This window comes from Proteiniborus sp., assembly GCF_040308045.1.
Taxonomy (GTDB): domain Bacteria; phylum Bacillota; class Clostridia; order Tissierellales; family Proteiniboraceae; genus Proteiniborus.
Genome location: NZ_JAWRHZ010000051.1, coordinates 29146 through 54272 on the forward strand (window position 1 = coordinate 29146; position 25127 = coordinate 54272).

22 protein-coding genes, 2 pseudogenes and 1 other annotated feature are annotated in these 25127 nt (G+C 32.6%); of the genes and pseudogenes, 2 read left to right on the forward strand and 22 right to left on the reverse strand.

What is annotated here, in order from left to right:
• From ABV008_RS10395 to ABV008_RS10435, 9 genes are all read right to left on the reverse strand, one after another.
• Entirely contained in the window at positions 1 to 975 is a 975-nt protein-coding gene (locus ABV008_RS10395; protein ID WP_352419756.1) for an ABC transporter ATP-binding protein, read from the reverse strand.
• A 16-nt stretch (positions 976 to 991) separates the two neighbouring features.
• Complete coding sequence (locus tag ABV008_RS10400) at positions 992 to 2500, reverse strand: ABC transporter permease (RefSeq protein WP_352419757.1); 1509 nt, start codon at positions 2498 to 2500, stop codon at positions 992 to 994.
• Positions 2501 to 2515: 15 nt separating this feature from the next.
• Positions 2516 to 3925, reverse strand: a complete 1410-nt coding sequence (locus tag ABV008_RS10405) for an ABC transporter permease (protein WP_352419758.1) — start codon at positions 3923 to 3925, stop codon at positions 2516 to 2518.
• A 14-nt stretch (positions 3926 to 3939) separates the two neighbouring features.
• Positions 3940 to 4164 (reverse strand): hypothetical protein, encoded by a 225-nt coding sequence (locus ABV008_RS10410; RefSeq protein WP_352419759.1) that lies wholly within the window; start codon positions 4162 to 4164, stop codon positions 3940 to 3942.
• A gap of 309 nt (positions 4165 to 4473) precedes the next feature.
• Entirely contained in the window at positions 4474 to 6315 is a 1842-nt protein-coding gene (locus ABV008_RS10415) for a sigma 54-interacting transcriptional regulator (RefSeq protein ID WP_352419760.1), read from the reverse strand.
• A gap of 164 nt (positions 6316 to 6479) precedes the next feature.
• Positions 6480 to 7121: a peptidoglycan recognition protein family protein gene (locus ABV008_RS10420; protein ID WP_352419761.1), complete on the reverse strand. Its 642-nt coding sequence runs from the start codon at positions 7119 to 7121 to the stop codon at positions 6480 to 6482.
• A gap of 145 nt (positions 7122 to 7266) precedes the next feature.
• A complete protein-coding gene (locus tag ABV008_RS10425) occupies positions 7267 to 8235 on the reverse strand; it encodes an acyl-CoA dehydratase activase (protein ID WP_352419762.1) in 969 nt (322 codons plus the stop codon).
• 1 nt (position 8236) lies between these two features.
• Positions 8237 to 9292, reverse strand: a complete 1056-nt coding sequence (locus ABV008_RS10430; protein WP_352419778.1) for a 2-hydroxyacyl-CoA dehydratase — start codon at positions 9290 to 9292, stop codon at positions 8237 to 8239.
• Positions 9285 to 10211, reverse strand: a complete 927-nt coding sequence (locus ABV008_RS10435; RefSeq protein ID WP_352419763.1) for an acyl-CoA dehydratase activase-related protein — start codon at positions 10209 to 10211, stop codon at positions 9285 to 9287. Before ABV008_RS10435 ends, ABV008_RS10430 begins: the two co-directional genes overlap by 8 nt.
• Positions 10212 to 10463: 252 nt before the next feature.
• On the opposite strand from ABV008_RS10435, the gene ABV008_RS10440 reads away from it, so the two are divergent.
• On the forward strand, positions 10464 to 10631 hold the full coding sequence (locus tag ABV008_RS10440; protein ID WP_352419764.1) for a CDIF630_02480 family spore surface protein: 168 nt from the start codon (positions 10464 to 10466) through the stop codon (positions 10629 to 10631).
• A 33-nt stretch (positions 10632 to 10664) separates the two neighbouring features.
• Here ABV008_RS10440 and nifJ read toward each other — a convergent pair whose 3' ends face one another.
• From nifJ to ABV008_RS10490, 10 genes and pseudogenes are all read right to left on the reverse strand, one after another.
• On the reverse strand, positions 10665 to 14189 hold the full coding sequence (gene nifJ, locus ABV008_RS10445) for a pyruvate:ferredoxin (flavodoxin) oxidoreductase (RefSeq protein WP_352419765.1): 3525 nt from the start codon (positions 14187 to 14189) through the stop codon (positions 10665 to 10667).
• A gap of 209 nt (positions 14190 to 14398) precedes the next feature.
• Complete coding sequence (locus ABV008_RS10450) at positions 14399 to 14737, reverse strand: cytoplasmic protein (RefSeq protein ID WP_352419766.1); 339 nt, start codon at positions 14735 to 14737, stop codon at positions 14399 to 14401.
• Between the two features lie 93 nt (positions 14738 to 14830).
• On the reverse strand, positions 14831 to 15346 hold the full coding sequence (locus tag ABV008_RS10455; protein WP_352419767.1) for a tryptophan transporter: 516 nt from the start codon (positions 15344 to 15346) through the stop codon (positions 14831 to 14833).
• A 130-nt stretch (positions 15347 to 15476) separates the two neighbouring features.
• Positions 15477 to 15712, reverse strand: a binding site (T-box leader).
• A gap of 75 nt (positions 15713 to 15787) precedes the next feature.
• On the reverse strand, positions 15788 to 16495 hold the full coding sequence (locus ABV008_RS10460; RefSeq protein ID WP_352419768.1) for an MgtC/SapB family protein: 708 nt from the start codon (positions 16493 to 16495) through the stop codon (positions 15788 to 15790).
• Positions 16496 to 16558: 63 nt separating this feature from the next.
• Complete coding sequence (locus ABV008_RS10465; protein WP_352419769.1) at positions 16559 to 16948, reverse strand: DUF1667 domain-containing protein; 390 nt, start codon at positions 16946 to 16948, stop codon at positions 16559 to 16561.
• Positions 16949 to 16950: 2 nt separating this feature from the next.
• A pseudogene (locus ABV008_RS10470) lies at positions 16951 to 18215 on the reverse strand (NAD(P)/FAD-dependent oxidoreductase).
• A gap of 32 nt (positions 18216 to 18247) precedes the next feature.
• Positions 18248 to 19677, reverse strand: a pseudogene (locus ABV008_RS10475) (NAD(P)/FAD-dependent oxidoreductase).
• Positions 19678 to 19884: 207 nt separating this feature from the next.
• The gene (locus ABV008_RS10480; protein ID WP_352419770.1) at positions 19885 to 20373 is read right to left on the reverse strand and encodes a glycerol-3-phosphate responsive antiterminator; all 489 of its coding nucleotides are present in this window, start codon (positions 20371 to 20373) and stop codon (positions 19885 to 19887) included.
• A 128-nt stretch (positions 20374 to 20501) separates the two neighbouring features.
• The gene (locus ABV008_RS10485; RefSeq protein ID WP_352419771.1) at positions 20502 to 21293 is read right to left on the reverse strand and encodes an HAD-IIA family hydrolase; all 792 of its coding nucleotides are present in this window, start codon (positions 21291 to 21293) and stop codon (positions 20502 to 20504) included.
• A gap of 642 nt (positions 21294 to 21935) precedes the next feature.
• Entirely contained in the window at positions 21936 to 22130 is a 195-nt protein-coding gene (locus tag ABV008_RS10490) for a small, acid-soluble spore protein, H family (RefSeq protein ID WP_352419772.1), read from the reverse strand.
• A 353-nt stretch (positions 22131 to 22483) separates the two neighbouring features.
• Here ABV008_RS10490 and ABV008_RS10495 point away from each other — a divergent pair, with 353 nt between their 5' ends.
• Entirely contained in the window at positions 22484 to 23083 is a 600-nt protein-coding gene (locus tag ABV008_RS10495) for a HutD family protein (RefSeq protein WP_352419773.1), read from the forward strand.
• A gap of 277 nt (positions 23084 to 23360) precedes the next feature.
• On the opposite strand, the gene ABV008_RS10500 is transcribed toward ABV008_RS10495, so the two are convergent.
• From ABV008_RS10500 to ABV008_RS10510, 3 genes are all read right to left on the reverse strand, one after another.
• On the reverse strand, positions 23361 to 24380 hold the full coding sequence (locus ABV008_RS10500) for a transposase (RefSeq protein WP_352419774.1): 1020 nt from the start codon (positions 24378 to 24380) through the stop codon (positions 23361 to 23363).
• Positions 24352 to 24510 (reverse strand): hypothetical protein, encoded by a 159-nt coding sequence (locus tag ABV008_RS10505; RefSeq protein ID WP_352419775.1) that lies wholly within the window; start codon positions 24508 to 24510, stop codon positions 24352 to 24354. Before ABV008_RS10505 ends, ABV008_RS10500 begins: the two co-directional genes overlap by 29 nt.
• Before the next feature lie 70 nt (positions 24511 to 24580).
• Positions 24581 to 25021: a transposase family protein gene (locus ABV008_RS10510; RefSeq protein ID WP_352419776.1), complete on the reverse strand. Its 441-nt coding sequence runs from the start codon at positions 25019 to 25021 to the stop codon at positions 24581 to 24583.
• Positions 25022 to 25127 lie beyond the last annotated feature (106 nt).

A 25127-nucleotide genomic window follows, 5' to 3' on the forward strand; every position in this document is an offset into this window, starting at 1 on the left:
TTATTGCTCCTTTTCAAATAATGAAAAATGACATTTATAGCAGTGTCCTTCTCCTTGAACAGGTGGTGATATTTCCTCACATATATCCTGCTTATATTTGCATCTTGGATGGAAGAAGCATCCACTTGGTAATGCTGCAGCATTAGGAGTACTACCAGGAATAGGTATCAATTTTTCACTGTCCTCATCTAGCTTTGGTATTGATTCAAACAACCCTCTAGTATAAGGATGCTTTGCATTTGTATATACTTCCTCTATTGTACCAGTCTCTACAATCTCACCAGCATACATAATAGCAACTTTATCACAGGTTTCAGCAACAACACCTAAGTCATGAGTAATGAGTATCATAGACATGTTGTACTTACGTTGCAAATCACGAATAATATCTAAAACCTGAGCTTGTATAGTCACATCTAGTGCTGTAGTAGGTTCATCTGCAATTAAAAGCTGAGGGTTACACAAAAGAGCCATAGTGATAACTACTCTCTGCTTCATACCGCCAGAAAATTGGTGAGGATAATCATTGAATCTATCTTCTTTTACCCCTACAATCTTTAATAATTCAATAACTTGTTTTTTTGCCTCTTCTTTACTTGCCTTTTTATGAGTTAAAACAACTTCTACCAGCTGTTCTCCTATTGTCATTATTGGATTTAGAGAAGTCATTGGGTCCTGAAATATCATAGAGATACCATTTCCCCTCATTTGCTGATTCTCTTTATCTGTATTGTAAATAAGGTTTTTGCCTTGGAATATAATCTCACCTTCAGTAATGACACCAGGGGGATATGGTACTAGCTGCATTATAGACAATGCTGTAGTCGTTTTACCAGCTCCAGTTTCACCTACTAACCCTAAACTTTCTCCTTGCTGTAAGGATAGGTTTACACCATTAACTGCTCTAACTGTTTCATCTTCCGTAATATAATGAACATGAAGATTTTTTATTTCCAATATTTTTTTATTTTCCAAAATAACCCCTCCTTCCTTACTTCAACTTAGGATCTAATGCATCTCTAAGACCATCACCAAAATAGTTAAATGCTAAAACAATCAAGATGATCGCCAATCCTGGAAAAACAGCTAAATAAGGGCTTGTCTCAAGATAAGCACTTCCAATCTTAAGAATATTTCCCCATTCTGGAATATGCGGCTCAACACCTAATCCAAGATAGCTTAAAGAACTTGTTGAAAGAACAGCTCCTCCTATTCCAAGAGTTGCCCTTACGATAATTGGTGCCAAAGAATTAGGTATTATATGTTTAAACACTATAGTAAAATCTTTTGCGCCACAGGCTTTAGCTGCTTCAACAAACTCCTGATTAGCAATACTCATAACAGTAGCTCTAACAGTTCTTGCATACATAGGTACAGAACCGATACTTAAAGCTAAAATCAAGTTCATTGTACTGGCCCCAAAAGCAGCCACTATAGCAATTGCCAAAAGTATTCCTGGAACAGCATAAAGCACGTCCAATAATCTCATGATTATGTTATCTACTTTCTTTCCATAATAACCTGATAGTGCTCCTAAAATTCCACCAATAATAATTGGTACTATAGTAGCAATTGTACCCACTATTAGAGAAATTCTAGCGCCAAATACGATTCTTGTAAATACACATCTACCATAATTGTCAGTCCCAAAAGGATACTCTAGTGAAGGTGACAAAAGTATAGCAGAATAGTTATTATCTATAGCTATAGAATAATCAAATGTTAGATAACTACAAATAGATAATGATATAAGAAGTGTCACTACAAACATACCTAATACTGACATATAGTTTCTAAATAATCTTCTTAAAACATCAATCCATTCAATAGATATCTCTTCATCTTTGTGTCTTGTCTTGCTAATAATGATTAAACCTAGAATAAATGCAAATATATTACCTATTCCTATACTCAGAATAAGAGGTATTGCAAGTGGAACTAGTTTTTTATCAACCTTTTTACCCTTAACATGCTTTGATACCATATACATAGTAAATACATAGAACAAAGTAATGCCAAGTAATAGGCCCATTCCAAGCATAAATGTATTAGCTACATATCCTTTAAATAAATTTAATGCGGATATAAGCATAATTGTAAAAGCAGTTAATATCGAATATATACATAGATTGTATTCAATGGTTTTTTCTTTTTTAATTAAAGTAAATCCAGCTATTGCCATAAAGAAATTTCCTGTTATTGCAAAAGGAATAAGGAAATAGCCGATTATTCTTGTGGAAGAATTAATATCATCATATTTTAATATCTCTTTTTTAATTTTAAGAGTAACTAGACACTGAATAATTCCTGATACTAAAAATACTCCAGAAACTACTGCAGACAAATAATTTATCTCACCACTTGCTATATCTATACTTGAAATAAGAATAATTAGAAATAGCAGCAGGGATGCTCCCCATGCAAATGTAGAAGTTTTATATTCTTGAAAACTATTTAATTTTCTTTGCTGAATTCTTTTGTTATATTGTTTGTTTTCCATAGTCTCTGCCTCTCCTTAATAGGATTTCATTTTGGATTTAATTCTTGGATCCAAAAATGCATACATTATATCTACTATTAGATTAGCTAAACTTATGATTACTGCAACATATACTACACCAGCGAGTACAATAGGTATGTCAGGAATAAACTGCTTGTCCACTATGAAGCTACCAATACCATTTATATTGAACACCTTCTCTGTAACTGCAGAACCTCCAAGCATACCACCAAATTGTAATCCTATAACCGTAACAATAGGTATCATAGCATTACCAAGTATATGTTTAGTTATAACCTTTTTCTCATCTAATCCTTTTGCACGTGCTGTAGTAATATAATCAGCATTCTTTACTTCTAGCATAGAAGATCTAGTCATTCTAGCCACGCTAGCTGCCAATCCTGTTCCTAAAACAATACTAGGCATAATAAGAGTTTTCCAATCGCCTACAATGAAGGTAGCAGGCAACCATTTCATCTTTATAGAAAAATTTAGTATCATAATTAGTCCAAGCCAGAAATTTGGTATAGATAGTCCAAGTAAAGCCCCTAGCATAAATATATAATCGAATGATGAATATTGCTTTATTGCAGAAATAATTCCTGCAGGTATCGCAATGAGTACAGCAATAATAAGTGATGCAAAAGTCAATTGCAATGTTACAGGGAACTTTCGCATAATGGCTGTTAACACATCCTCATTTCCTACATAGGACTTTCCTAAATCAAATGAAAATAAACTTTTAAATGTATTTAAAAGCTGAATATGATAAGGCTTGTCAAGTCCATAAATACTGTTAAACTGTGCAACCTGGTCTGGAGTCGCTGTTTGACCCAATATGTTGGCTGCTGGGTCCATTGGTGATAAATACAATATTGTAAATACAAGCCAAGTAACTCCAAATATAACAAAGACCATCATAAAAAGTCTTTCGAATATATATTTTGAATAAGGATTACTAAAAATCAAAATCACTAAATACATTGGAAAAGATAAAATTATTGATACAGTAAGAAACAGCTTGTTATTAAACATCTCCACAAATGTGCTACAAAAAGTAACATTGCTTACTTTTTGCTGCTTAGACATTGTATTTAATTCATGTTTTATTATTTCATTAAATTGCTTGTTTGTAATTTCTTTAACCTGGCGTTCAAATTCTTCATTACTCAATTCTTTCTTAAAAAATGATAATTTATTTCTCAATTGTTCCTGAGCTTTACTATATATTTCATCTTTAACGCCATCTTGTTCAAGCCTTTGATAAATACTTTCTCTTAATCTGATGTAACCATTGTTTTGTTTGTTTTTCATATACTTAATAAAAACAAAAGGAAGAGAAAGAATTCCAAATATAAACAATAGTGCTTTATAAAAAGGGCGTTTATACATTTTCTCGAATGACACTCCAAGACTTTTTATCAACTTGGTTAACCTCCTTATTTAATCCTCAATTCCTCAAGATTTAATAAATCCTTGTCAAAAACTATTTCCTCACCATTATTGATTACGATACAAGGAAGCCCTACTCTACCAGCTTTCTTAATTTCATCAAATTCAGGTGCAGTATCCCTATATTTTAAGAAATTTTTTAAGTTTAACATATTTTCAGTAATATCTAGATATAAAAATTTAATATTTTCATTTGAAAGAAACTCTTTCACAGGTGCACAACCTGGTCAATGCTTACTTCCAAAAACAATTACTTTTTTCATACTTATTCCTCCCATGTCCTGTTCTTTTGTCTTAAAAATACATCTATAACCATGCTATTATTTCTAAATTTATAGAAATAGAAACACCTCCCTTACACGGTCATATAGTTCTTATACATATCTATACATAAATCAATGCAAGTATTGTGCCACGAAAAAGAGGTCTATTTTCCTATACATCCCTAGCTGAAAATCTCAATTGTGAGATTGCCTACGGAAGTATAGATACTTTTATTCAATTACATCATTGTAAAATAGCTAAATCTCATTATTGAGATAATTCTCATTGTTGAGATTAATGTCCAGCTCCTTGATTTTTCTATAAAATGTTGCGCGACTTATAGCCAATTCTTCACACACCTGCTGTACCATATAATCCTTGCTGTTAGAAAATGCAAACTTATTTATACAATTACTTATAAGCTGTTTTTCTAGCTCCTTTAAAGAAACTCCCAGAGATTTGCCTTCAAAACAATCAATTAGTTTACATTTTTCTTGATTAGTTAACAGCCTTTTCTCTATCAATTCACTACATATCATATTCCTAGTCTCAAAATTTACAGCATATTCTATAAGATTTTGAAGTTCTCGTACATTTCCTGGCCAAGGATACTTTAAAAGCAATGACATGGCATCGTGGCTTAATCCCACAATATCTTTCTTTAAAATTTTAGAATAATAGTCAGCAAAATGATTTGCAATAAATATAATATCCTCTTCACGTTTTCTTAATGGAGGAATATTAAGGGGGATGACATTGAGTCTATAGTATAAATCTTCTCTAAAAAGGCCTTCCCGGACTCGTTGATGCAAATCAACGTTAGAAGCAGCTATTATTTTAATGTCAATCTTGTGAATATTATTGCTTCCAATTCTTGATACTTCCTTTTCTTGTAGAATTCTTAGAAGCTTTACTTGCAACCTATAGGGTAGCTCACTAATCTCATCTAAAAATACAGTACCCTTATCTGCTATTTCAAATTTTCCAATCTTGTTGGCATAGGCACCAGTAAAAGCACCTTTTTCATAGCCAAAAAGCTCACTTTCAAATAATTCGTCTGGTATAGCACCACAGTTAATGGGAACAAAAGCATATTCTTTTCTAGCACTGAAGTTATGAATTGCCCTTGCAAAAAGTTCTTTTCCTGTTCCACTTTCACCTAGTATCAATACATTAGAATCAGACAAAGCTGCTTTCTCAGCCAATCGTTTTACTTCAAGAAAATTCTCTGATACTCCTAAAATATTATTAAATTGAAGTCTAACCTGGTTTTTTTCAATAGACTGCATTACCTGCTTTTTAAAATAGTTTATATTTTGTATAGTCAGCATAACTTCATTAGAGAAACTATCAGTCTTTAAATAAGTAATAGTTACAAGAAGACTATATTTTACACCAAGTATATCTATAGCTATCTCACATGGACGAGTACACTCATCATTGTCCAACAAACTTTGGAGAAGTTCATTTTTCCTTATTTCATTTACGAAATCGTCAATATTTTCTATTCCCATTTCATTTAGTATTCTAACTAAGGAATTATTTTTATATAGCACATTCCCTCTGCCATCATAGATTACAACACCTGAATTTATAGTGTCAAGTATTCCTTTCATTCTATTTGACAATAACTTTTTCTCCATAATAGTCTCATATTCTGAATACTTTCCCTCAAGAAGATAAGCCATCTTTTCCAGATAATTTAAATAAATATCCGCATTCCTAGTAATCTGATTTTTCTGTTCTTCATTAAAGGCAATGACACCTAATACACCAATGACCTTTTTTTCTTGCTTAATAGGAACACATATTGCAGCTCGCTCGACACAAGTTAAAAGCCTAGAACATCCAATACATAATGGGTCTTTCTCACATCTATTATTAATAACCTGCGATTTTCCTGTAGTCAAACATATATGAAAAGCTGAATTTTTCTCGATTTGGTCATTAATTAGGGACTTATAGATTCCTGTTCCTGCTACTCTTTCCATCCATTCATTCATTATTGTAACGTCAATACCAAGAACTGCTTTAATAGCTTCAGCAACTTTTTGTGATAATTCATGATATTCTTGAATACCAGTTTTTTTATAGTCCATTAAATCGCCTCCTTTTATCAACTCTAACAATTAATGAATGGAAAAAAATTCTTTTTACTTTCTATATGAATTTTAGACCTTAAATGCTAATTAGTATTATAACTTAATTCGCTAATATTGTACACAAAAACGAACATATTTCTGTTAATCTGACAATATTTTTATTATTTTTTCTGTATTAGCTTATCATATCTATAAAGTATAGTAATCATGCGCTCCAAAGTTATAGACTCTTTAGGCTTTGTTCCATCTGTAATATTTATTTCTGAACTTGTAGCCCAATCCACAGCCTCTTTTGCCCAAGTACTAATAGATAGTTCTTCTAGCTCCTTTGAAACCATTATTTTGAAATTTTCCCACCCTGACCAGTTATTGCATTCAAGTATTCTAGGACAATGCTTTCCACTCCAATCATAATGCCTTTTTAAGCGGTCAATTCCCCATTTTCTCTCATGAAGTATTTTAGCAGATAATTTAACTGCGTTTATAATAGTCTTTTCTCTGTCATTACTTTCACATATCTCTATAGATATGGACTTTTTATTTCCAGTACCTTTTCTCCCATCACCTGCATGCCACGCCACTTCATTTTGGGGTATTGCTTCAATGACTTCTTTATCATCTACAACTAAATGCCAACTAGCTGTTCTAGTGTTGCTTGGGTTAATTAACCAGTCCCTTTCATTTTGTGCAGTGCTGTCTGGATTAGCAGTGCTGTGTATAGTCAAATACTCAGGTTCCATAGCAATACCAGGTCTTCTATTATTTGGTGCATCCATGGAAATATGCTGGACATTAATAAACATAATAAAGCCTCCTTGGTATTATATTTTTTGTTAGTCTAATATATGTAAGCCATAAAAATAGTTTCTATATATTATATATCAGAACATATGTTCGATGTAAAGTGATTAAAAAAGACACTCACTTTCTTGAGTGCCTAATTGACTGTTAATTTTTCTTATCCCTGCGAGTTTTTATTGCTCCATTATCACATTTATTGCCCCATGCATCAATCAATTCATTGTCTTTGTATACACAAATAATTTCGCAGTTATTAGAGCATTTTCCGCATTCTACGCCTTTAGTTATAAATTCAATATTTGCTATATCAAAAGTAAAGTCTTTTTCTACTCTGGATTTTTTAGCTAGTATGGCTACACCTAAAGCACCAATTAAATGGCTGTTTGGATCTACTGTCACTGGATAGCCAGTCACATCCTCAAAGGCTTTTACTACACCCTCGTTCTTACTAACTCCTCCTTGGAAAACTATTGGAGGTACTATCTTTTTTCCTTTCCCTACATTATTAAGGTAATTAGCAACAACAGATTTGCATAAACCAGCAATAATATCTTCTTTTTTATAACCAATCTGTGCCTTATGAACAAGATCAGATTCTGCAAAAACTGTGCAACGAGCAGCAATTTGCGTTGGCTTTTTAGATTGTAAGGCTATTTTACCAAATTCCTCTACCTGAACTCCTAATCTATGTGCCTGACTTGATAAAAAAGCGCCTGTTCCTGCTGCACAAAGGGTATTCATTGCATAATCTACTACAATTCCATTTTCAATTAAGATAATTTTTGAGTCTTGACCACCTATTTCAAAAATAGTACGAACATCAGGATAAAGAGATGCTGTACCTATAGCATGAGCTGTGATTTCATTTTTAATCACTACTGCATCAGTCATTACACCTATAAGTTTACGAGCGCTACCTGTTGTCCCTACAGCCACAACTTGGTATTCATTTGTGTCAATCTGTTTGCTTAAGGCTATTAAAAGTCGTTTCACCGCTCCCACAGGATCTCCCTCTGACCACAAATATTCTTTTGCCTTTATATTATTATTTTCATCTATTATAACTCCTTTAGTAGAGATTGAACCTATATCTATTCCTAAATATGCCTTATTCATTTTACTTCTCCTTCCTCATGATTATCATGTCATAAAATGCTTCAAGACGAGTTTGTATTCCTGTATCACTGGTTTGCGAGTCGAAGCTAAAATATAGTATAGGTATTTTATAATCTAGACTAATATTTTGAAGTACAGACATAGCATCAATTTCTGGTGTGCATCCAGCTGATTTTACATGAATTATGCCATCATAACCTTTCTTTGCATACTCCAATGCTTTATCAATGGTATACATACTTGTAGCACCCATATCATATTTAGCATAATTTTTTATACGTTCTTTTGCTTTCTTTTCAGGGCGATGAAGTATTGAATTCGTAATATTCATCCATCTGTCAACGACTATTCCCATTTGAGCAAGCTCTTTCTCTATATAATGATTGCTAAATGGTTCCATGATAGTATAATACTCTCCTACTATTCCAACTCTAAGTGGGTTTTTAGGTTTATTAACCTCAATTGTCTTGAAAAGCTTAAGGAATTTATGATAAGTATTATTTAGCTCTTCCTTAGTTCGAACAGATTTAAGTTCTGCTAGAAAGTTTTCGTGGACATCATTGAAAGAACCAATTTTAGTTTCAAATCCTATGTTTTTGCGAATATAATCTTCTATTTCATCTATGTATTCCACCATTTTTATTACTACTGGTAGAACTTTGGCTACTTTTTTTAATGACACATTAGGATTTATTTCCTTAAACTCATTGTAAAATGTCACAGGGTTTGAGTATTTAGCCTTTGCCATATTTACAAATCGTATATTATATCCTAAGTCCTTAAGTATTTGCTCGTCAAGTTCTCCATAATAACCTAATCTACACACTCCACCTGTTTGAACAAGTGTATTGGCACCTGCTTCAATAGTTTCTATGAAATTTCCAAGCGTATATTTAAAGGGAGCACAAGCAAAATCAGGACTATAACGACTGCCCAACTCTAATGTTCTTTTAGTAATAGGTGGAGGCGCTACATATTCAACTTCCAAGCCTACTGTAAATAAGATTTCCAAGGGTACATTATAATTTCCTAATTGAGGAAAGCTAACTTTATACATTCCCACTGTAATCATCCTTTTTAAATTTAATTATATCCAAGAAGCTTTCTAAACGTGTCTCCATACCTGCACTTCCTTCTTGACCATCTACTATGAGATTAAGTATAGGCTTGTCCTTAACACGTCTGATAATTATTTCATTGACTAAAGAATCTGGCCCACAATTAAACGAACTTATAAGTATGATGCCGTCAACTCTGTCTTTGTACATTGCTACTGAGCCTACTAACTCCTTGTTATATGCCCAAGGTAATGTATCAGTTATCTCTGCTGATTTTGTAATAGCCTCTTTCTTGTTAGCAATATCTCCTATAATAGGTATAGCATCCATTTCACGTAGGTAGTCAATAATAGGTGCACCAATATATCTGTCGTTAATATTATAGTGATGTGCTATTAGGAGGATTTTAATTTTATCTTCATTTAATAGCTGTTCTTGATATTTTTCATCCATAATTCTTGCAGTTTTTTCAGCCTGTTTTGCAATTAGGTAAGCTCTCATGCATTTTGGTTTTCTCTTGTTAAGTAGCTTTCCCATTTTAAGAAAAGCCCTGGCTTCAAAGTCAGCACTTTTAACATCTATATTATAGTACAATATCTTAATATCTCTGTCTCTAAAAGTATTTTTTACTATATCGTATATAGCTTGAAATTTTGTACATACAGTTCCAGCACCCCCATAGTTTGAGACCCTTGGAACAAGTATATAATCACATTTACCTATTAGCCATTCAACATGACCTAAATATATCTTAGAAGAAAGACATGCCTCATCAATTGCATATGTCATGCCTTTGCTAATAATCTCTTTGTTTGTATCTGGACTGATAATATATTCTATTCCTAGCTCATCAAAAAATGTCTCCCAGAGATAGCGGTATTTGTAGTATAATAATGCCCTAGGTATACCTATCTTCATTAGCTATCATCTCCCTATTTTATAGAATCTACCTTTATAATCATGCCTAAAATTACACATTAAATAACAGACCCCTACCAACTTTATTATATTGCAATTAAAGAAAGATTGGAAGTACTAATAATAACACATAAAAGCAACACACAAGAACCACCTACTATGAAGTCCCTCTGTGTCATTCTCTATATCATTTGATTTTTTATGACTCATATTTTTTTCTCTCTTGAAAATACTAATAGAGAGGTGATAACTGTGAGTACAAATAAAAAAAAGGAAAGAAATATGGGAATGCCTATCGAAAAACAAAATACTGCAGCTTGGGCAAATATAGAAAAAAAGCAGCCAATTTCTAATGTTCCCATACCAGACTATCATCAAGTAAAAAATGCAAAAGAATGGGTAGATAGCAATCAAAAATAGGAAAAGGCCCCTTTTGGGGAGCCTTTTTTTGATTTAATACTTCATCTCTGCTAATCTTTTATAGGTTTCATATCTTTCCCTTGCATGCTTTTCTGCTTGAGAAAATAATTCATCTGCCACATCAGGAAATACATTCATAATTTGCGAGTACCTAATCTCTCCTTCTATAAATTCCCTAAATGAAGCAGTTGGTTCCTTGGAATCAAGAATAAATGGATTTTTATCTTCTTCCTTTAAGGAAGGATTGTATCTATATAGATGCCAATAACCTGCTTCTACTGCCTTCTTTTCTTGAGCTACACTAGTTCCCATTCCTGTCTTAATACCATGACTGATACAAGGAGCATAGCAAATAATAAGTGATGGTCCCTTATAGCTTTCTGCTTCTCTAATGGCTTTGATAGCTTGATTCATATTGGCACCAAGAGCTATCTGAGCTACATAAACATAACCATAGCTCATAGCCATCAATCCTAAATCCTTTTTCCGAATCCGTTTTCCTGCCGCAGCAAATTTCGCTACAGCAGCTGTAGGAGTAGATTTAGAGGATTGCCCTCCTGTATTAGAATAGATTTCTGTATCTAATACTAATAGATTTACATCTTCTCCCATAGCCAATACTTGATCTACCCCGCCATAGCCTATATCATAAGCCCAACCATCACCGCCAATAATCCACATGGATTTTTTTATGAGATAATCTTTTTTCTCTAAAATTTCCCTCACAATTGGATTGTCATAATGATTATGCTTTTCAAGTGTCTCTATGACTCTTTGAGAAGCTTTTTTCGATAACTCTCCATGTTCCATATTTTCAAGCCAATACTTAAAGGCATCTTTATATTCCTCATCAAGGTCTGATTCAATCCCCTGTCTCATCAATTGTCCTAATCTCTCTCTTATCTGCCGTACTGCAATATGCATTCCAAATCCATACTCAGCATTATCTTCAAAGAGAGAATTAGCCCAAGAAGGCCCTTTTCCTTCAGCAGTAGTACTATAAGCAATAGAAGGAGCACTAGCTCCCCAGATTGAAGAGCATCCTGTAGCATTGGCAATCATCATCCTATCTCCATAAAGCTGAGTTACTAGTTTTACATAGGCAGTTTCACCACAACCTGCACATGCTCCAGAAAATTCCAATAAAGGTCTTGCAAATTGGCTATTTTTCACATTTCCCTTATCTACTAAATGAGCTTTTTCACTAATAGTCATGGTATACTCCCAGTTTTCCTCTTGCCTTACTATTTCCTCTTCTGCATCTACCATTACTAAAGCCTTTCCAGGGGCAGGACACACATCAGCACAGTTTCCACATCCTGTACAATCTAAAGGACTTATCTGAATGCGATAGTGTAGGTTTTCAATTCCTTTGCCAACTGCTTTTTTAGTCTCAAATGTATGAGGTGCCCTGCTTTTTTCTTCCTCATCTAATAGAAAAGGTCTAACTACTGCATGAGGACAAATATATGAGCATTGATTACATTGGATACATTTTTCTGTCTGCCACTGAGGAACCATTGGTGCAATGCCACGCTTTTCATATGAGGTTGTTCCTAGTGGATAGGTGCCATCTTCCATTCCTGTAAAGGCACTAACTGGCAATTCGTCTCCTTCATGCCTTGCCATTGGTCTTTGAATATTCTTTACGAAATCTGGCTCTTCTTTTATAGGATTGTTTCCGTCTTTTGCTTGAGACCAATGAGAGGGAACTTTTACCTTAACCAAGCCGTCAACACCTCTATCAACAGCCTTTTTATTCATTTCTACTATTTTTTCACCTTTTCTCCCATATAAACTTTCAATATTCTCCTTTAAATATTTGATTGCATCTTCTATAGGTATTACATTTGCTAGCTTAAAGAAAGCAGCCTGCATTATCATATTAATTCTATTGCCTAATCCAATTTCATGAGCTATTTTCATAGCATCAATAATATAAAATTCAACCTGATTTTCTGCAATAGCTCTCTTAAAGGAAGCGGGTAGCTTTTCTTCAAGCTCATCTTCAGTCCAAGGACAATTCAACACAAAAATTCCTTTTTTATTGATACCCTTTAATAAATCAAAATGATTTACATAGGAGCTATTGTGACATGCAATATAATCTGCATTATAAATTAAATAAGAAGATTTAATTGGACTTTTACCAAACCTAAGATGAGAAATTGTAGAGCCTCCTGATTTTTTACTATCATATGAAAAATAGGCTTGAGCATATAAGTCTGTATTGTCTCCAATAATCTTTACTGCAGTTTTATTAGCTCCTACTGTTCCATCAGAGCCAAGCCCCCAGAACTTGCATGCAATGTTGCCCTTAGGGGTTGTATCAACTATATCCTCCTCTTTAAGAGAAGTCTCTTTTACATCGTCTACAATTCCTATTGTAAACCCATTTTTAGGCTCTAATTTTCTTAAGTTATTATATACAGCAATTATTTGGGAAGGTCTAGTATCCTTAGAGCCTAATCCATATCTTCCTCCTGTAATTAATGGTTGCTCCTTGCGCTCATAGAAAAGACTCTTGATATCTAGATATAGCGGTTCACCCACAGCACCAGGTTCTTTAGTTCTATCTAATACTGCTATTCTTTTTACAGTAAAAGGAAGTACATTAAAAAAGTATTTTGATGAAAAAGGTCTATAGAGGTGAACCTTGATTAAGCCTACCTTTTCACCTTTACTCATTAAATAATCTATAGTTTCTTCTATTGTGTCACATACAGAACCCATAGCTACAATAATATCTTCTGCATCCTCTGAACCATAATAATTAAAAGGCCTATAATCTCTTCCTGTTAATTGGCTAATTTCCTTCATATAATCTGCTACAATGTCTGGTACATTTTCATAAAAAGGATTAGCAGCCTCTCTCCCTTGAAAATATATATCGGGATTTTGAGCTGTTCCTCTAGCTACAGGATGCTCTGGATTTAATGCACGCTCCCTGAAAGCCTTTAGAGCTTCATAGTCTAATAGGCTTTCTAATTCTTCATATTCTAGCACTTCTATTTTCTGATACTCATGAGAAGTTCTAAATCCATCAAAAAAATGAAGAAAGGGCACCCTAGATTTTATAGCTGCTAAATGAGCAACTCCTGCTAAATCCATAACCTCCTGAACACTATTAGAAGCCAATAGGGCAAATCCTGTCTGTCTAGTAGCCATCACATCTTGGTGATCTCCAAAAATCGATAGGGCATGAGTTGCTATTGCACGTGCACTTACATGAAATACTCCTGGTAATAACTCACCTGCTATCTTGTACATATTAGGAATCATAAGCAAAAGTCCTTGAGATGCTGTATAAGTAGTTGTCAACGCTCCAGCTTGTAGTGAACCATGAACAGCTCCTGAAGCCCCAGCTTCTGACTGCATTTCTACTACTCTTACTGGCTGCCCAAATAAATTCTTCTTTCCATGGGCAGCCCATTCATCTACACCTTCTGCCATAGGTGTAGACGGTGTAATAGGAAAGATAGCTGCTACATCTGTGAAGGCATAGGATACATATGCAGCTGCTTGATTCCCATCCATAGTTTTTACTTTTCTTGCCATAAACACACTCCTACCTCTCTTATGGATTTTGTTTACCAATGTCTAGATATATTATTTGACTTATTGCATAATTCATACATGTTTATCATTATTACCAAGATAAATCATTAGGTACTTCTTTTTATTATCCACAATGCTTTATTTTGCTATAAAAAAATAAAGACTTGGAAGATATCCAAATCTTTATTTTTTGTAACTCTCAAGATAATCTATAATGTAATAATCTCAAAACCTTTTTCAATATAATCATTCATAGCAGGGTGCCCGTGCAAATCTCCATTTAAAGGAATACCACAGGTTTCATTGTACTCTAATACTCCCATTTTAGCAGAGCAAGCTTTACATACACAATCAAATAGGTTTAAATCTTTAGCTTTTTTATAAAGCTTATTGTTAGACTCTTCAAGCTCTTTAATCAGCTTTACTGCTTCACCTTCCATGATAATCTTAGTTTCAATACCCTTTTCATGAAAATCTAATGCATTAAGTAGTATGTGCATAAAGCACATCTGTTGACCTTTAAAAGCGAAAAAAGCAATTTTTCTCATTGTATTTTTCCTCCTTTTATCTTTTTATTCTACAGAGAAAAGATGTTTTCCTTCTTTTTAGATGAATGAAAAATCAATTCCCAGAACTATCAATTAATTCATTTTAAAATTACTCCTTTTGATGCTAAGTCTTACAGTATTAAATAAGGCCATTCCCGCTACTGTATTTATGAGAACTGCAGGTAAAACAATTGATACCAGTAGTATATTGAAGCTTCCTGGTAGTCCTGCTAAAAATGCTGCTGAAGATAGAAAAACTATTCCACTTATTAATGTACCTATAGCTATTATAATCATCATCAATATTTGCTCCTTAACTTTTCCAGTAAGAGCTCTGATACTAAAGTATATTATAGTTGTTGTAATTATCTTATCAATTATATTAGGTAATTGTCCAGCAGGGAACCCAGTTGTAAGTGCAGAAAATATCCCAATAGCTAAGCCTGCTGTTATACATGACTTAAAGTCTTCATTAAATAATATTACAATAAAAAGCATAACTAGTGAAAAGTCTGGTTTCATGCCAAGCACTAGTGGTGGAGTAATCTGATGTAAAAGAGCTCCTATTGCAAGTAATAAAGAGTTTAACACAAATTTTTTGATATTCATAAAAACACTCTCCTTTGTTTTATTTTTCTTATGTTTCATTGTTTTTTTATTAGCATTAAAGTCTCTTCACATCACTATCACCCCTTCTGCGCTTAATCAAGTCAAAAATACAAAAAACTCCGTCCTAAATAAATAGGACGGAGTAATATCCGCGGTACCACCTAAATTGTGTAAAGTACACCTCTCTTCAGGTACTAACATACCCTATCCACTATAACGTGTGGCTTACGGTAGTGCTAATCTAATATACTTATTTCACACTACTCCTCAAGGGCCCATTCATTGGACATCATCGTGCTGGATTTCCACCATCACCAGCTCTCTATAACTAAACATACAATTACTCTTCCCTTTCAATGGAAACGATTAAATTATTAATATGGTATCACTAAAGGTTAAAATAGTCAAGTGTTAAATACCTGAGACAACAATACTTAGAATTTAGTTTAGAAAAGCCTCTCCTAATTCTCCCTTCCATATTGCACTTTCCACTCCATTCACATTTAGAATTTCATCAAAAAAACTTCCATTTGTAAATTTAGACGGTAACCTCACCATAAATACAATTTCTATCATATGATCTTCATTTTCTACAATATTATCTTCACTATTAACTTTAATTTCATTAATTATAATATTATTTTTGCCTAATATATGTCCTATGTCCCCTATTAAACCAGCCCGCTCTTTACATTGAACAATTAACAATTCATGTTGGCCTTTAGATAATTTCTTTTGTACAAAAACCAAGCCTCTTAAAGCAAACAAAACTATTATAGTAGTTGCAACTCCTCCTAAATAATAACCATTTCCTATAGCTAATCCTATACCCCCACAAACCCATATACTTGCAGCAGTAGTTAAACCTCGAATATTATTCCCTGTTCTCAAAATGGTTCCTGCTCCTAGAAATCCTATTCCACTAACTACTTGTGCTGCTAATCTAGCAGGTTCACCCCCATTATTATTGGCACCAAGTCCTTGAAAACCATACATAGATATTAGCATAATAAGGGTAGAGCCTAAAGTAACTAATATATGAGTTCTAAGCCCAGCGGAACTATGGTTGGCCTCCCTTTCCATACCAACAATACCTCCTGCTATAGCTGATAAAACTAATCTTAGTAGAACTTCCCTATTATTTATCAATAATCTCTACCTCCCCTATATTGCTTATTTCTAAATGAATTTATCCTTAAACAAAACAGCCTTTTAATTTATCTTCATGTTGGTATTTTGATACATACTCTTAGAAGCCACTACATCTACGCCTGTATCAAGGATATTCTTAATTATAATCTGACCTACTTGTATTGGCGCTTTAACCTCTACTTTATTAATTATGTCCATTGCTTGTCTAATTAGATGTTTAGGAATTGCTCCAGATGTTCTAACTGGAAGTCTTTTAACAGGAGCATCTGACATAATGACAGTTGTTGTTAATACTCTTGTAGGATTTGTCAATTCTTTAACGCCATAATCTGCACCTCTAAAACATCTGTTTCCTTCAACAGTATATCCTGTTTGACTTGTATCATCCTTAATAACCTTTAACTTGCAACCTAAAGGGCAGACAATGCAAACCATATCTTTAACTTCCATAGTTATGCTTCCTCCTTAACAACTTCTATATATATTTCATCACTATCTTGTAGAGTAATTTTATTTAAGTCCAATTTAATGGTTTCCATTTCTCCAGGAGCGACATGACTTCTTTTTATCTCTTTTATTACTTCTTCATTACTTCTAATAACAAGTTTTACATCTTTATAGATATTATCTACACGCATCATCAACTCAACTGTTTGCTCTATATTATCTAACCTTATTTGATGTGGAACAACATACCTTACTCCATTTATCCCCCTAAGTTTTATGGTTTTACCGTTGCTTTCTATCTGTCCTTTTATATATTTAGCAGCACTACTTCCCGCTCTTTTACTTTCTTCCGTCACCCAATCCACTAAATCGTGAACATGAACCACATTACCACAGGCAAAAATTCCTTCAACAGAAGTTTCCATAGATTCATTTACAATTGGACCTCCAGTAACTGAGTGAAGTTCTATTCCTGCAGATTTGGAAAGTTCATTTTCAGGAATCAGTCCTACAGATAGTAGTAATGTATCACATTCAAACTTCTTTTCTGTGCCTTTTATTGGTTTAAGTCTTTCATCAACCTGAGCAATAGTTACAGCTTCTACTCGGTCATGTCCTTCTATATTTACTACTGTATGACTTAAATAAAGTGGGATGTCAAAATCCTCTAAACATTGAACTATATTTCTTTTTAGTCCTCCTGAGTATGGCATCAACTCAGCAACTGCTAGTACATTAGCTCCCTCAAGAGTAAGACGTCTCGCCATGATTAGGCCAATATCTCCCGAACCAAGAATAACTATTCTTTTTCCAATCATATATCCTTCAATATTAACAAATCTCTGAGCGGTTCCAGCTGTCAAAACCCCTGCCGGTCTAGTTCCAGGTATTCTAATAGCCCCTCTAGTTCTTTCTCTACAACCCATTGCTAGAATTATAGCCTTAGATTGTATTTTAAGTATCCCATCTGTTGAGTTCATTGCTGTAATAACTTTTTTATCTGAAATCTCTAGAGCCATTGTATCTAGTTTATATTCTATGCCCATAGTAATAAGCTCTTTAATGAACCTCTCTGCATACTCAGGACCAGTAAGCTCCTCTTTGAAAACCTGGAGTCCAAACCCGTTGTGAATACATTGTTGTAATATTCCACCTAATTCTCTATCTCTCTCTATTATTAATATTTTTTTACTCCACTTTTTCGTGCTTCTATAGCAGCCGCTAGTCCTGCAGGACCTCCACCAATCACTGCAATATCATACTGTAACAAAATGCTCCCTCCTACCTTTATATATATTTATACTACTTAGTTTTCCCTGTTAATATATGAGAATTTGGGCTATCCTTTACAACATCTGTAATGTCTATCCCAAGCTCTCTTGCAAGAATTTCCATTACTCTCGGAGCACAAAATCCGCCCTGACATCTTCCTGAACCAGGTCTTGCTCTTCTCTTGACTCCATCTACTGTTGTTGCTCCTGCCTTTCTTTTGATAACATCAACAATTTCACCCTCTGTAATATGCTCACAATGACATATAATTCTTCCAAATCTAGGGTCCTTTTCAATAAGCTTTGCTTTCTCATCGTCAGGCAGTTCCATAAAGTGAATATTAGGTCTTCTATTAGGATTAAAATCTTGTTTTATTCCCATGTTCCCTACTCTTTCTTTTACTAATTCTACAACATATTCCGCAATTGCAGGAGCAGATGTAAGACCTGGAGAATCTATTCCTGCTACATTAAAGAATCCTAAGGATTCTTTTGACTCTTCAATGATGAAATCTTGAGACTTAGTCTTCGCTCTTAATCCAGTAAATGAAGTGATAACATTTTGAAAGTTTATTTGCTTCAAGGTATGCTGAGCATGTTCGTTAATAAAAGCTAGCCCCTCAAGTGTAGTATCTAATTTGTTTTTGCTATCTACATACTCTGCAGTTGGACCTATAAGTAAGTTGCCGTGAACTGTAGGCATAATAACTACTCCCTTACCTGCTTCTGAAGGGCATCCAAAAATTACCGTACTAACCATGTTTCCTACTGATTTATCAAATAAATTATACTCTCCTCTATTGGGCAGTATCTCGAAGCTTGGGCTATTTACCATATTATTTATTTCATCAGAATGAATTCCAGCACAATTAATAATCATTTTACTCTCTATTTTCTTATCTCCAGCTGTAATACAGTAACCGTCTACTGTTTTTTTGATATTAGTCACTGGCTATTAAGCATCAATTCTACCCCGTTTTCCATTGCATTTTCTGCTAATGCAATAGCTAGTTCCCATGGTCCAACTATTCCAGCTGTTTTTGCGAATAGAGCACCTACTACCTCTTCATTTATGTTTTTTTCAAGCTTTAATAAACCTTCTTTGTCTAATATTTCCAATTGAGGGACACCATTTTTTATTCCTCTATCAAATAGCTCTTTTACTGTCTCCATCTCTTGTTTATTAAAAGCTATAACTAAAGAACCTATTCTTTTGAAAGGAACATGTAGCTCCTTACATATCTCTTCATATAGTTCATTTCCTCTTACATTTAATTTAGCCTTTAATGTTCCTTCTGCCGCATCATATCCAACATGTACTATAGCGCTGTTTGCTTTTGTAGTTCCATTGGCTACATCATTTTCCTTATCAATTAGTAACACTCTTAATTCATATCTTGAAAGCTCTCTGGCTATAAAAGTACCCACTATACCGGCTCCAATGACTGTAATATCATACATTCTTTATTCCTCCTTTTTACATACACACGAAAATCTTGAGAAAATATAAAATGAATACTTATTTTTAAAATTAAGGTTGTAGTAATATTGCCGAAAAGATAAAAAAAGCCGTGCAAACATAACCTATTTAAAATAGATTTAGTTCCACGGCTCTCCTATTCTCAGCCATAAACATTTTTTTGTAATCAAAGTATCATAAATTTGATACTATAGTTCCCATAAATTCTTTTTACCGGTGGATGCTCCTAATGCTCCTGCCTTTAAAACTTCCATTATATCTTGCTTGCTACTTATTAACCCTCCTGCTATAACAGGTATTGACAGTTGTCTTGTAATGCGTTCTATTACTCCAGGCATAACCCCAGGCATAATCTCAATCATATCTGGTTGTATAGATTTCACACTTTTTATTGTCATTTCGTAGGATTTACTATCAATCAAAAAGAATCTTTGTATTGTAAAGCACCCTTTTGCCCTAGCAATCTTTATATGACTACTTTTAGTGCTAATAATACCATCTGGTTGAATAACATGAATAATATAATCAATAGCTTTAGCGTCTCTTCCTATTCCTTCGAGAAAATCAATATGTATTAAAGCGTTTTTACCAGCATTTTTGATTTTGTCAACTAGTGATTTAGCATTAAATATATCAACAAAGTAAAAATATAGTTGATACTCGAGACTTAATTGCAATTTCTAAGTCTTTTTCATTCTGAACGGCTGCAATAACTGGATTTAACTCAATCTTATCAATTATTGTTTCACTCATACTATCATTCCTTATTTTTTTAAGTGAATTCACTTTTTATATGAACTCTAAATTATAATAACTCAATCATATCTTTTACAGAATTAAACACATAATCTGCTCTCGTTTCACTATTTCTGTAGTCTTCTTCTTTAGTTTCACCAGAATAAACTAATACAGAGGCTATACCTGCATTTTGTCCAGTCTTAATATCTGTATATAATCTATCTCCTACCATTACCATATCTTCTCTGTTTAAACCATATTTTGAAGCAATACTTTCTACTACTTCCTTATTTGGTTTACCTATTACTTTTGGTGTCTTACCAGTAGAAGCTTCTATAAATGCAGCCATTGCACCTGCATCTGGCATAAATTTATCATTGGGCAAGGGACAATTAAAGTCTGGATGTGTAGCTATATACTCCACTCCCTCAGATATGTATTCACATGCTGCCCATAATTTTTCATAAGTTAATGTGGTATCAAACCCTAATACTACATAATCTATGTTTTTATGTCTTTCTTTTTCTAATATAAAACCTTCTTTTATAAATTCTTTTTCTAATGCCTCAGTTCCTAATAAATAAATTTTTGCACCTTCTTTTTGTTTCTTTAAATACATGGTAGTAGCTTCTCCTGAAGTAAATACCTCTTCCTCAGTAGCTTGTATACCTAAATTATTAAGCTTTTCTACATATACTTCTTTGCTTTTTGATGAATTGTTCGTGAGAAAAATATATCTTTTTCCTTCCTTTTTTATAGTTTCTAGAAATTCTTTCGAACCATCAATTAATTCATCTCCAAGATATATAGTTCCATCCATATCTAATAAAAATACAGTTTTCTCTTTTAAAGTCTCCAATACCTTCCTCCTTTTACCTCTCTAAGCCTAATTAAATAGGTTTAGAGTAAATAATGCGATACTTTCAGAATATTCTTATTAGCTTTTATATGTAATCTCGTATTTACATTAAACACCTATGGTATTAGAAGAGACATCATTGTATTATCTCATACGATAGTATAATCTTCTGGATACATTTTCCATTAACTAATACTTTCTTCTATTAGTGTTTGCTTTTTAATAAACAAAAAGGCGTAAAAAAAGCAACAATTAAACAACACATATATAATATAATGTTATTAATTGTTGACACTCCAATTCTCCTGTTATTAATATTGTATTTTAATAATTTCCTTGATCAAACTATTAAGTATATTTTTACTATATTAGCTATCCATATACTATCATATCTCTTTTCCTTTGTAAAGTACTTTACGCATTGAAAAAACTGAAGTCTACGTTACTTTTTTAACAAAGTGCTTGTAAAAAGTTAAGAACTATTACTCTTCCCTCTCAATAGAACAGTTAATTTATTTATATAATATTACTAAGAGTTTAAATAGTCAGCTGATTATTATGAAACATAAAAGCCTCCTATATAGTAGTTAGATTTTTTAAACTATTTACTATAAAGGAAGCATATCATAGAAGCTTTTTAATTTATTTAAGTTCCCTACCAGTTTCATTTAATTCGTCAATAGGTACTATTATGTTTTGATTATTTTCTAGTACTCTCACTTGAGCAGTGTTATTTAAAGAATTAACGCCTTCTAGCCAAACCTGATTACCATTGTGAAGAACTTCAATATTCCTACGGTTTTGATTTAATATTTCATTAGCTCTATTTGTAATCATATTTTTCCTCCTAGTATTATTTTGTATAAGCTTCAACCATTTCACAAAAAATTGGTCTAATTATAGTTTGATATAATCATAGAAAATTATGTATGACATAAAAAAACAAGAGAGGCAAATATCATAATGAAATCCGTTATTTATTATTATTTGCTTTATTAGAAATAACTTTCAATATTATTCCATAAAAATAAGTAGAATAAGTTACCAGTGGGTCTGAATAACACTTCCATAATTTCTCTTTTTAGATTATAATCTATATAGACCAAACCATATCTTAATGGTACATACTATTTTGTTTTAACAATGTTTACAAGTATGCATAAAACCTATATATTATCAAGGAGAATAATATGGCTAATACTATAAAACTAATAAAAAACGAGGATTTCATTGTAACAGAGTGGAGTGGTGGAAAAACTACTCAGATCTATATTTATCCTGAAGATGCAAGTTACAAGAGCATTAATTTTAAGTTTAGAATAAGTTCTGCTACTGTGGAACTTGAAAAATCAGAATTTACAAAATTAGAAGGAGTATATAGATTTATTACACCACTTGATAAAAATTTAAAATTGACTCACAATAATGAAGATTATATGGAATTAAAACCGTTTCAGATCTATGAGTTTGATGGTGGATTAAATACAACTAGTTATGGTACAGCTAAGGATTTTAATTTAATGTTGGCAAATGGAACAAAGGGAAGTCTTTCATGTATTTATATTGATGAAGAATATGTATTAAATGAGATTTTGAGTAAAAATCAATTCACCATTATTTTAAGTGTTAACGATGTAAATATTGAAACCCATGACAATACTTACTCTTTAAAAGCTATGGAAGCATTAATAATTAATTCTTCTGATGATACTCCTGTGATTATTAAAATAGTCCCTACTAAGCCTAGTAATATATTGGTAGCTAGAGTATATATTGACTATTTATTTTAGTAAAAATGGCATTGACTAAAGTCCTCTGCTTCATGAAATTATTTTTATGGAGCAGAGGACCTTCTATTACTTTAAAAGAAGACATGTTTACCTTATTTGAAACTGATTTTTTAGAGTATTGGAAAAGTTAATATGTTAAGAGTCTGGCATCGCTCTTATTTCGCTCTCGCTTAAACTTCCCCATGTTTTACAATAGCTTAAATCCTTAGAATACTAAAACATATTATATTTGTATTTGTCAAGTGAAAACTGGTTCTTTCCATAGTTAGTTGAAATCTCATGTCCTTTCTAATAAAAGAACCTTTGAACGTAAAGTTGAAAAGTTACAACGGCCATACATAATTCTTTTTATAACTTTAATCTTATTCACACTGCCTTCTGCCAATCCATTACTATAACTATAGGTAATAGCATTTTTTATAGCATCAATATCTCTATTTATTCCATTTACAAAGCTATTTATTTCACTTATCTCTAATTGTTTAGCTTGCTCAATCCATAAATTTAAATTGTCAGGATTTGAACCTTTTAAAATATCCTTAAATCTTAATACAAGTTTGTAGATTTTATCAAATAATGGATGTGCCGATAATACTTTATTTAGTTGGGATTCACTTAGTTTTTTCACATCTTTTAATGGTTTATACAGCAGCTTTATAAGTAGTGATCTTTCAATAAATTCCACATTTTCATTAGTGAATTCTTTAATTGCCTCTTTATTTAATTTTCTCATACGAGTTGTATACATACGTATTGTCGAGCTTGAACCTGTATACCCTTTAGCTTTAATAGACTCCTCTATCCTTTTAAATGTATATCCTTCTAATAGAAGTTGATTAATATGCTCATGATAAGGAGATAGCAAAGTATCATTTCTTGTTGTGGCATAGTTTCCATTAATTGGAGATGCATTTGGATTTAAATAATTTGTAACGGTAGTACGATGGATACCTAATTCTCTCGATATTGCTCTTTTAGAAAAACCTTTTTGATACATTTCTCTCACCATAGATATTAATTGTTCTTTTTTAGCAACGTTATTATTGTGAGTAGATTCTACAGTACTTATATTTAAATTCTCATATAGTTCTTTTTCAGACATATTAAGATACTTTTCTAAGGTACGGATATCCATATTTAATAACTTGCAAATCTTTGTATTTGTAGTACCAGTTTCAACTAATCTTCTAGCTGCATCTATTTTCTCAGATAAAGTTAATTGTTTATTATTACTTTCTATTAAGATTCCCTTTTCTTTATCTTGTGCTTCAGCTTCTATTTCTACCTTTGATTGCATTAGAATATGTAATAGAGCCATCTCGTGAAACTACCTGAAGGTTTGGAAATGTCTTTAGCCAAGTAACAATATCATCATACTCCCTAGAATTAATCATATCAACAATTCTATGAGTATCTATATCAATCATAACAGTTCCATAGGTTTCACGCTTTTTTGTTGCAAAATCATCAATACATACCTTTTTAACATTATTCTTATTAATACTTATAATTATTTTTTTTTAAAAGATTGCAAATAGTACTTTTTCCTATACTCGCAATTCTAGTATTTATCATCTTAGCAGCTGATATAGAGCTAACGTTTTGAGATATATTAATTATTTCATTTTGTAAACGGCTAGTTTTCTTAGATTTAAACTTAATAAAATCAAAAGTTTCAGCAAATGTTGTATGCTTACAATCTTCATTTACACAGAACATCTTTCTATTGCTTAGAATAATAACAGTCTTCTTATCTTGTATAGGTAGATCTTGAAAGCTCCTTTTATAATATGAATGTACTTTGGTAGAAGGGGTATTGCAATATGGACATATAGCATATTCGCGTACTGATTTTACATTTATATAAATAGTATCGTTTAAGATAGAATGATCAATATATCCTAGGTTTTTATCTAATAGTTTAATAAGTTCTTCCATATCAAAGCCTCATTTCTCGAATTATTATTAAAATATTATAATACTAATTAGTTATAAATTCAACTAACTATGGAAAGAACCACTAATTTAGACAGTTTTTTTAAGG

Bases quoted from the DNA above. Each gene is read 5' to 3' on its own strand.
- ABV008_RS10400 (WP_352419757.1), bottom strand. From the start codon at position 2,500: ATGGAAAACAAACAATATAACAAAAGAATTCAGCAAAGAAAATTAAAT.
- ABV008_RS10415 (WP_352419760.1), bottom strand. From the start codon at position 6,315: ATGGACTATAAAAAAACTGGTATTCAAGAATATCATGAATTATCACAA.
- ABV008_RS10420 (WP_352419761.1), bottom strand. From the start codon at position 7,121: ATGTTTATTAATGTCCAGCATATTTCCATGGATGCACCAAATAATAGA.
- ABV008_RS10425 (WP_352419762.1), bottom strand. From the start codon at position 8,235: ATGAATAAGGCATATTTAGGAATAGATATAGGTTCAATCTCTACTAAA.
- ABV008_RS10430 (WP_352419778.1), bottom strand. From the start codon at position 9,292: ATGTATAAAGTTAGCTTTCCTCAATTAGGAAATTATAATGTACCCTTG.
- ABV008_RS10435 (WP_352419763.1), bottom strand. From the start codon at position 10,211: ATGAAGATAGGTATACCTAGGGCATTATTATACTACAAATACCGCTAT.
- nifJ (WP_352419765.1), bottom strand. From the start codon at position 14,189: ATGGCAAGAAAAGTAAAAACTATGGATGGGAATCAAGCAGCTGCATAT.
- ABV008_RS10450 (WP_352419766.1), bottom strand. From the start codon at position 14,737: ATGAGAAAAATTGCTTTTTTCGCTTTTAAAGGTCAACAGATGTGCTTT.
- ABV008_RS10455 (WP_352419767.1), bottom strand. From the start codon at position 15,346: ATGAATATCAAAAAATTTGTGTTAAACTCTTTATTACTTGCAATAGGA.
- ABV008_RS10465 (WP_352419769.1), bottom strand. From the start codon at position 16,948: ATGGAAGTTAAAGATATGGTTTGCATTGTCTGCCCTTTAGGTTGCAAG.
- ABV008_RS10490 (WP_352419772.1), bottom strand. From the start codon at position 22,130: ATGATTACAAATAGAGCTAATGAAATATTAAATCAAAACCGTAGGAAT.
- ABV008_RS10495 (WP_352419773.1), top strand. From the start codon at position 22,484: ATGGCTAATACTATAAAACTAATAAAAAACGAGGATTTCATTGTAACA.
- ABV008_RS10500 (WP_352419774.1), bottom strand. From the start codon at position 24,380: ATGCAATCAAAGGTAGAAATAGAAGCTGAAGCACAAGATAAAGAAAAG.
- ABV008_RS10505 (WP_352419775.1), bottom strand. From the start codon at position 24,510: ATGATTGATATAGATACTCATAGAATTGTTGATATGATTAATTCTAGG.
- ABV008_RS10510 (WP_352419776.1), bottom strand. From the start codon at position 25,021: ATGGAAGAACTTATTAAACTATTAGATAAAAACCTAGGATATATTGAT.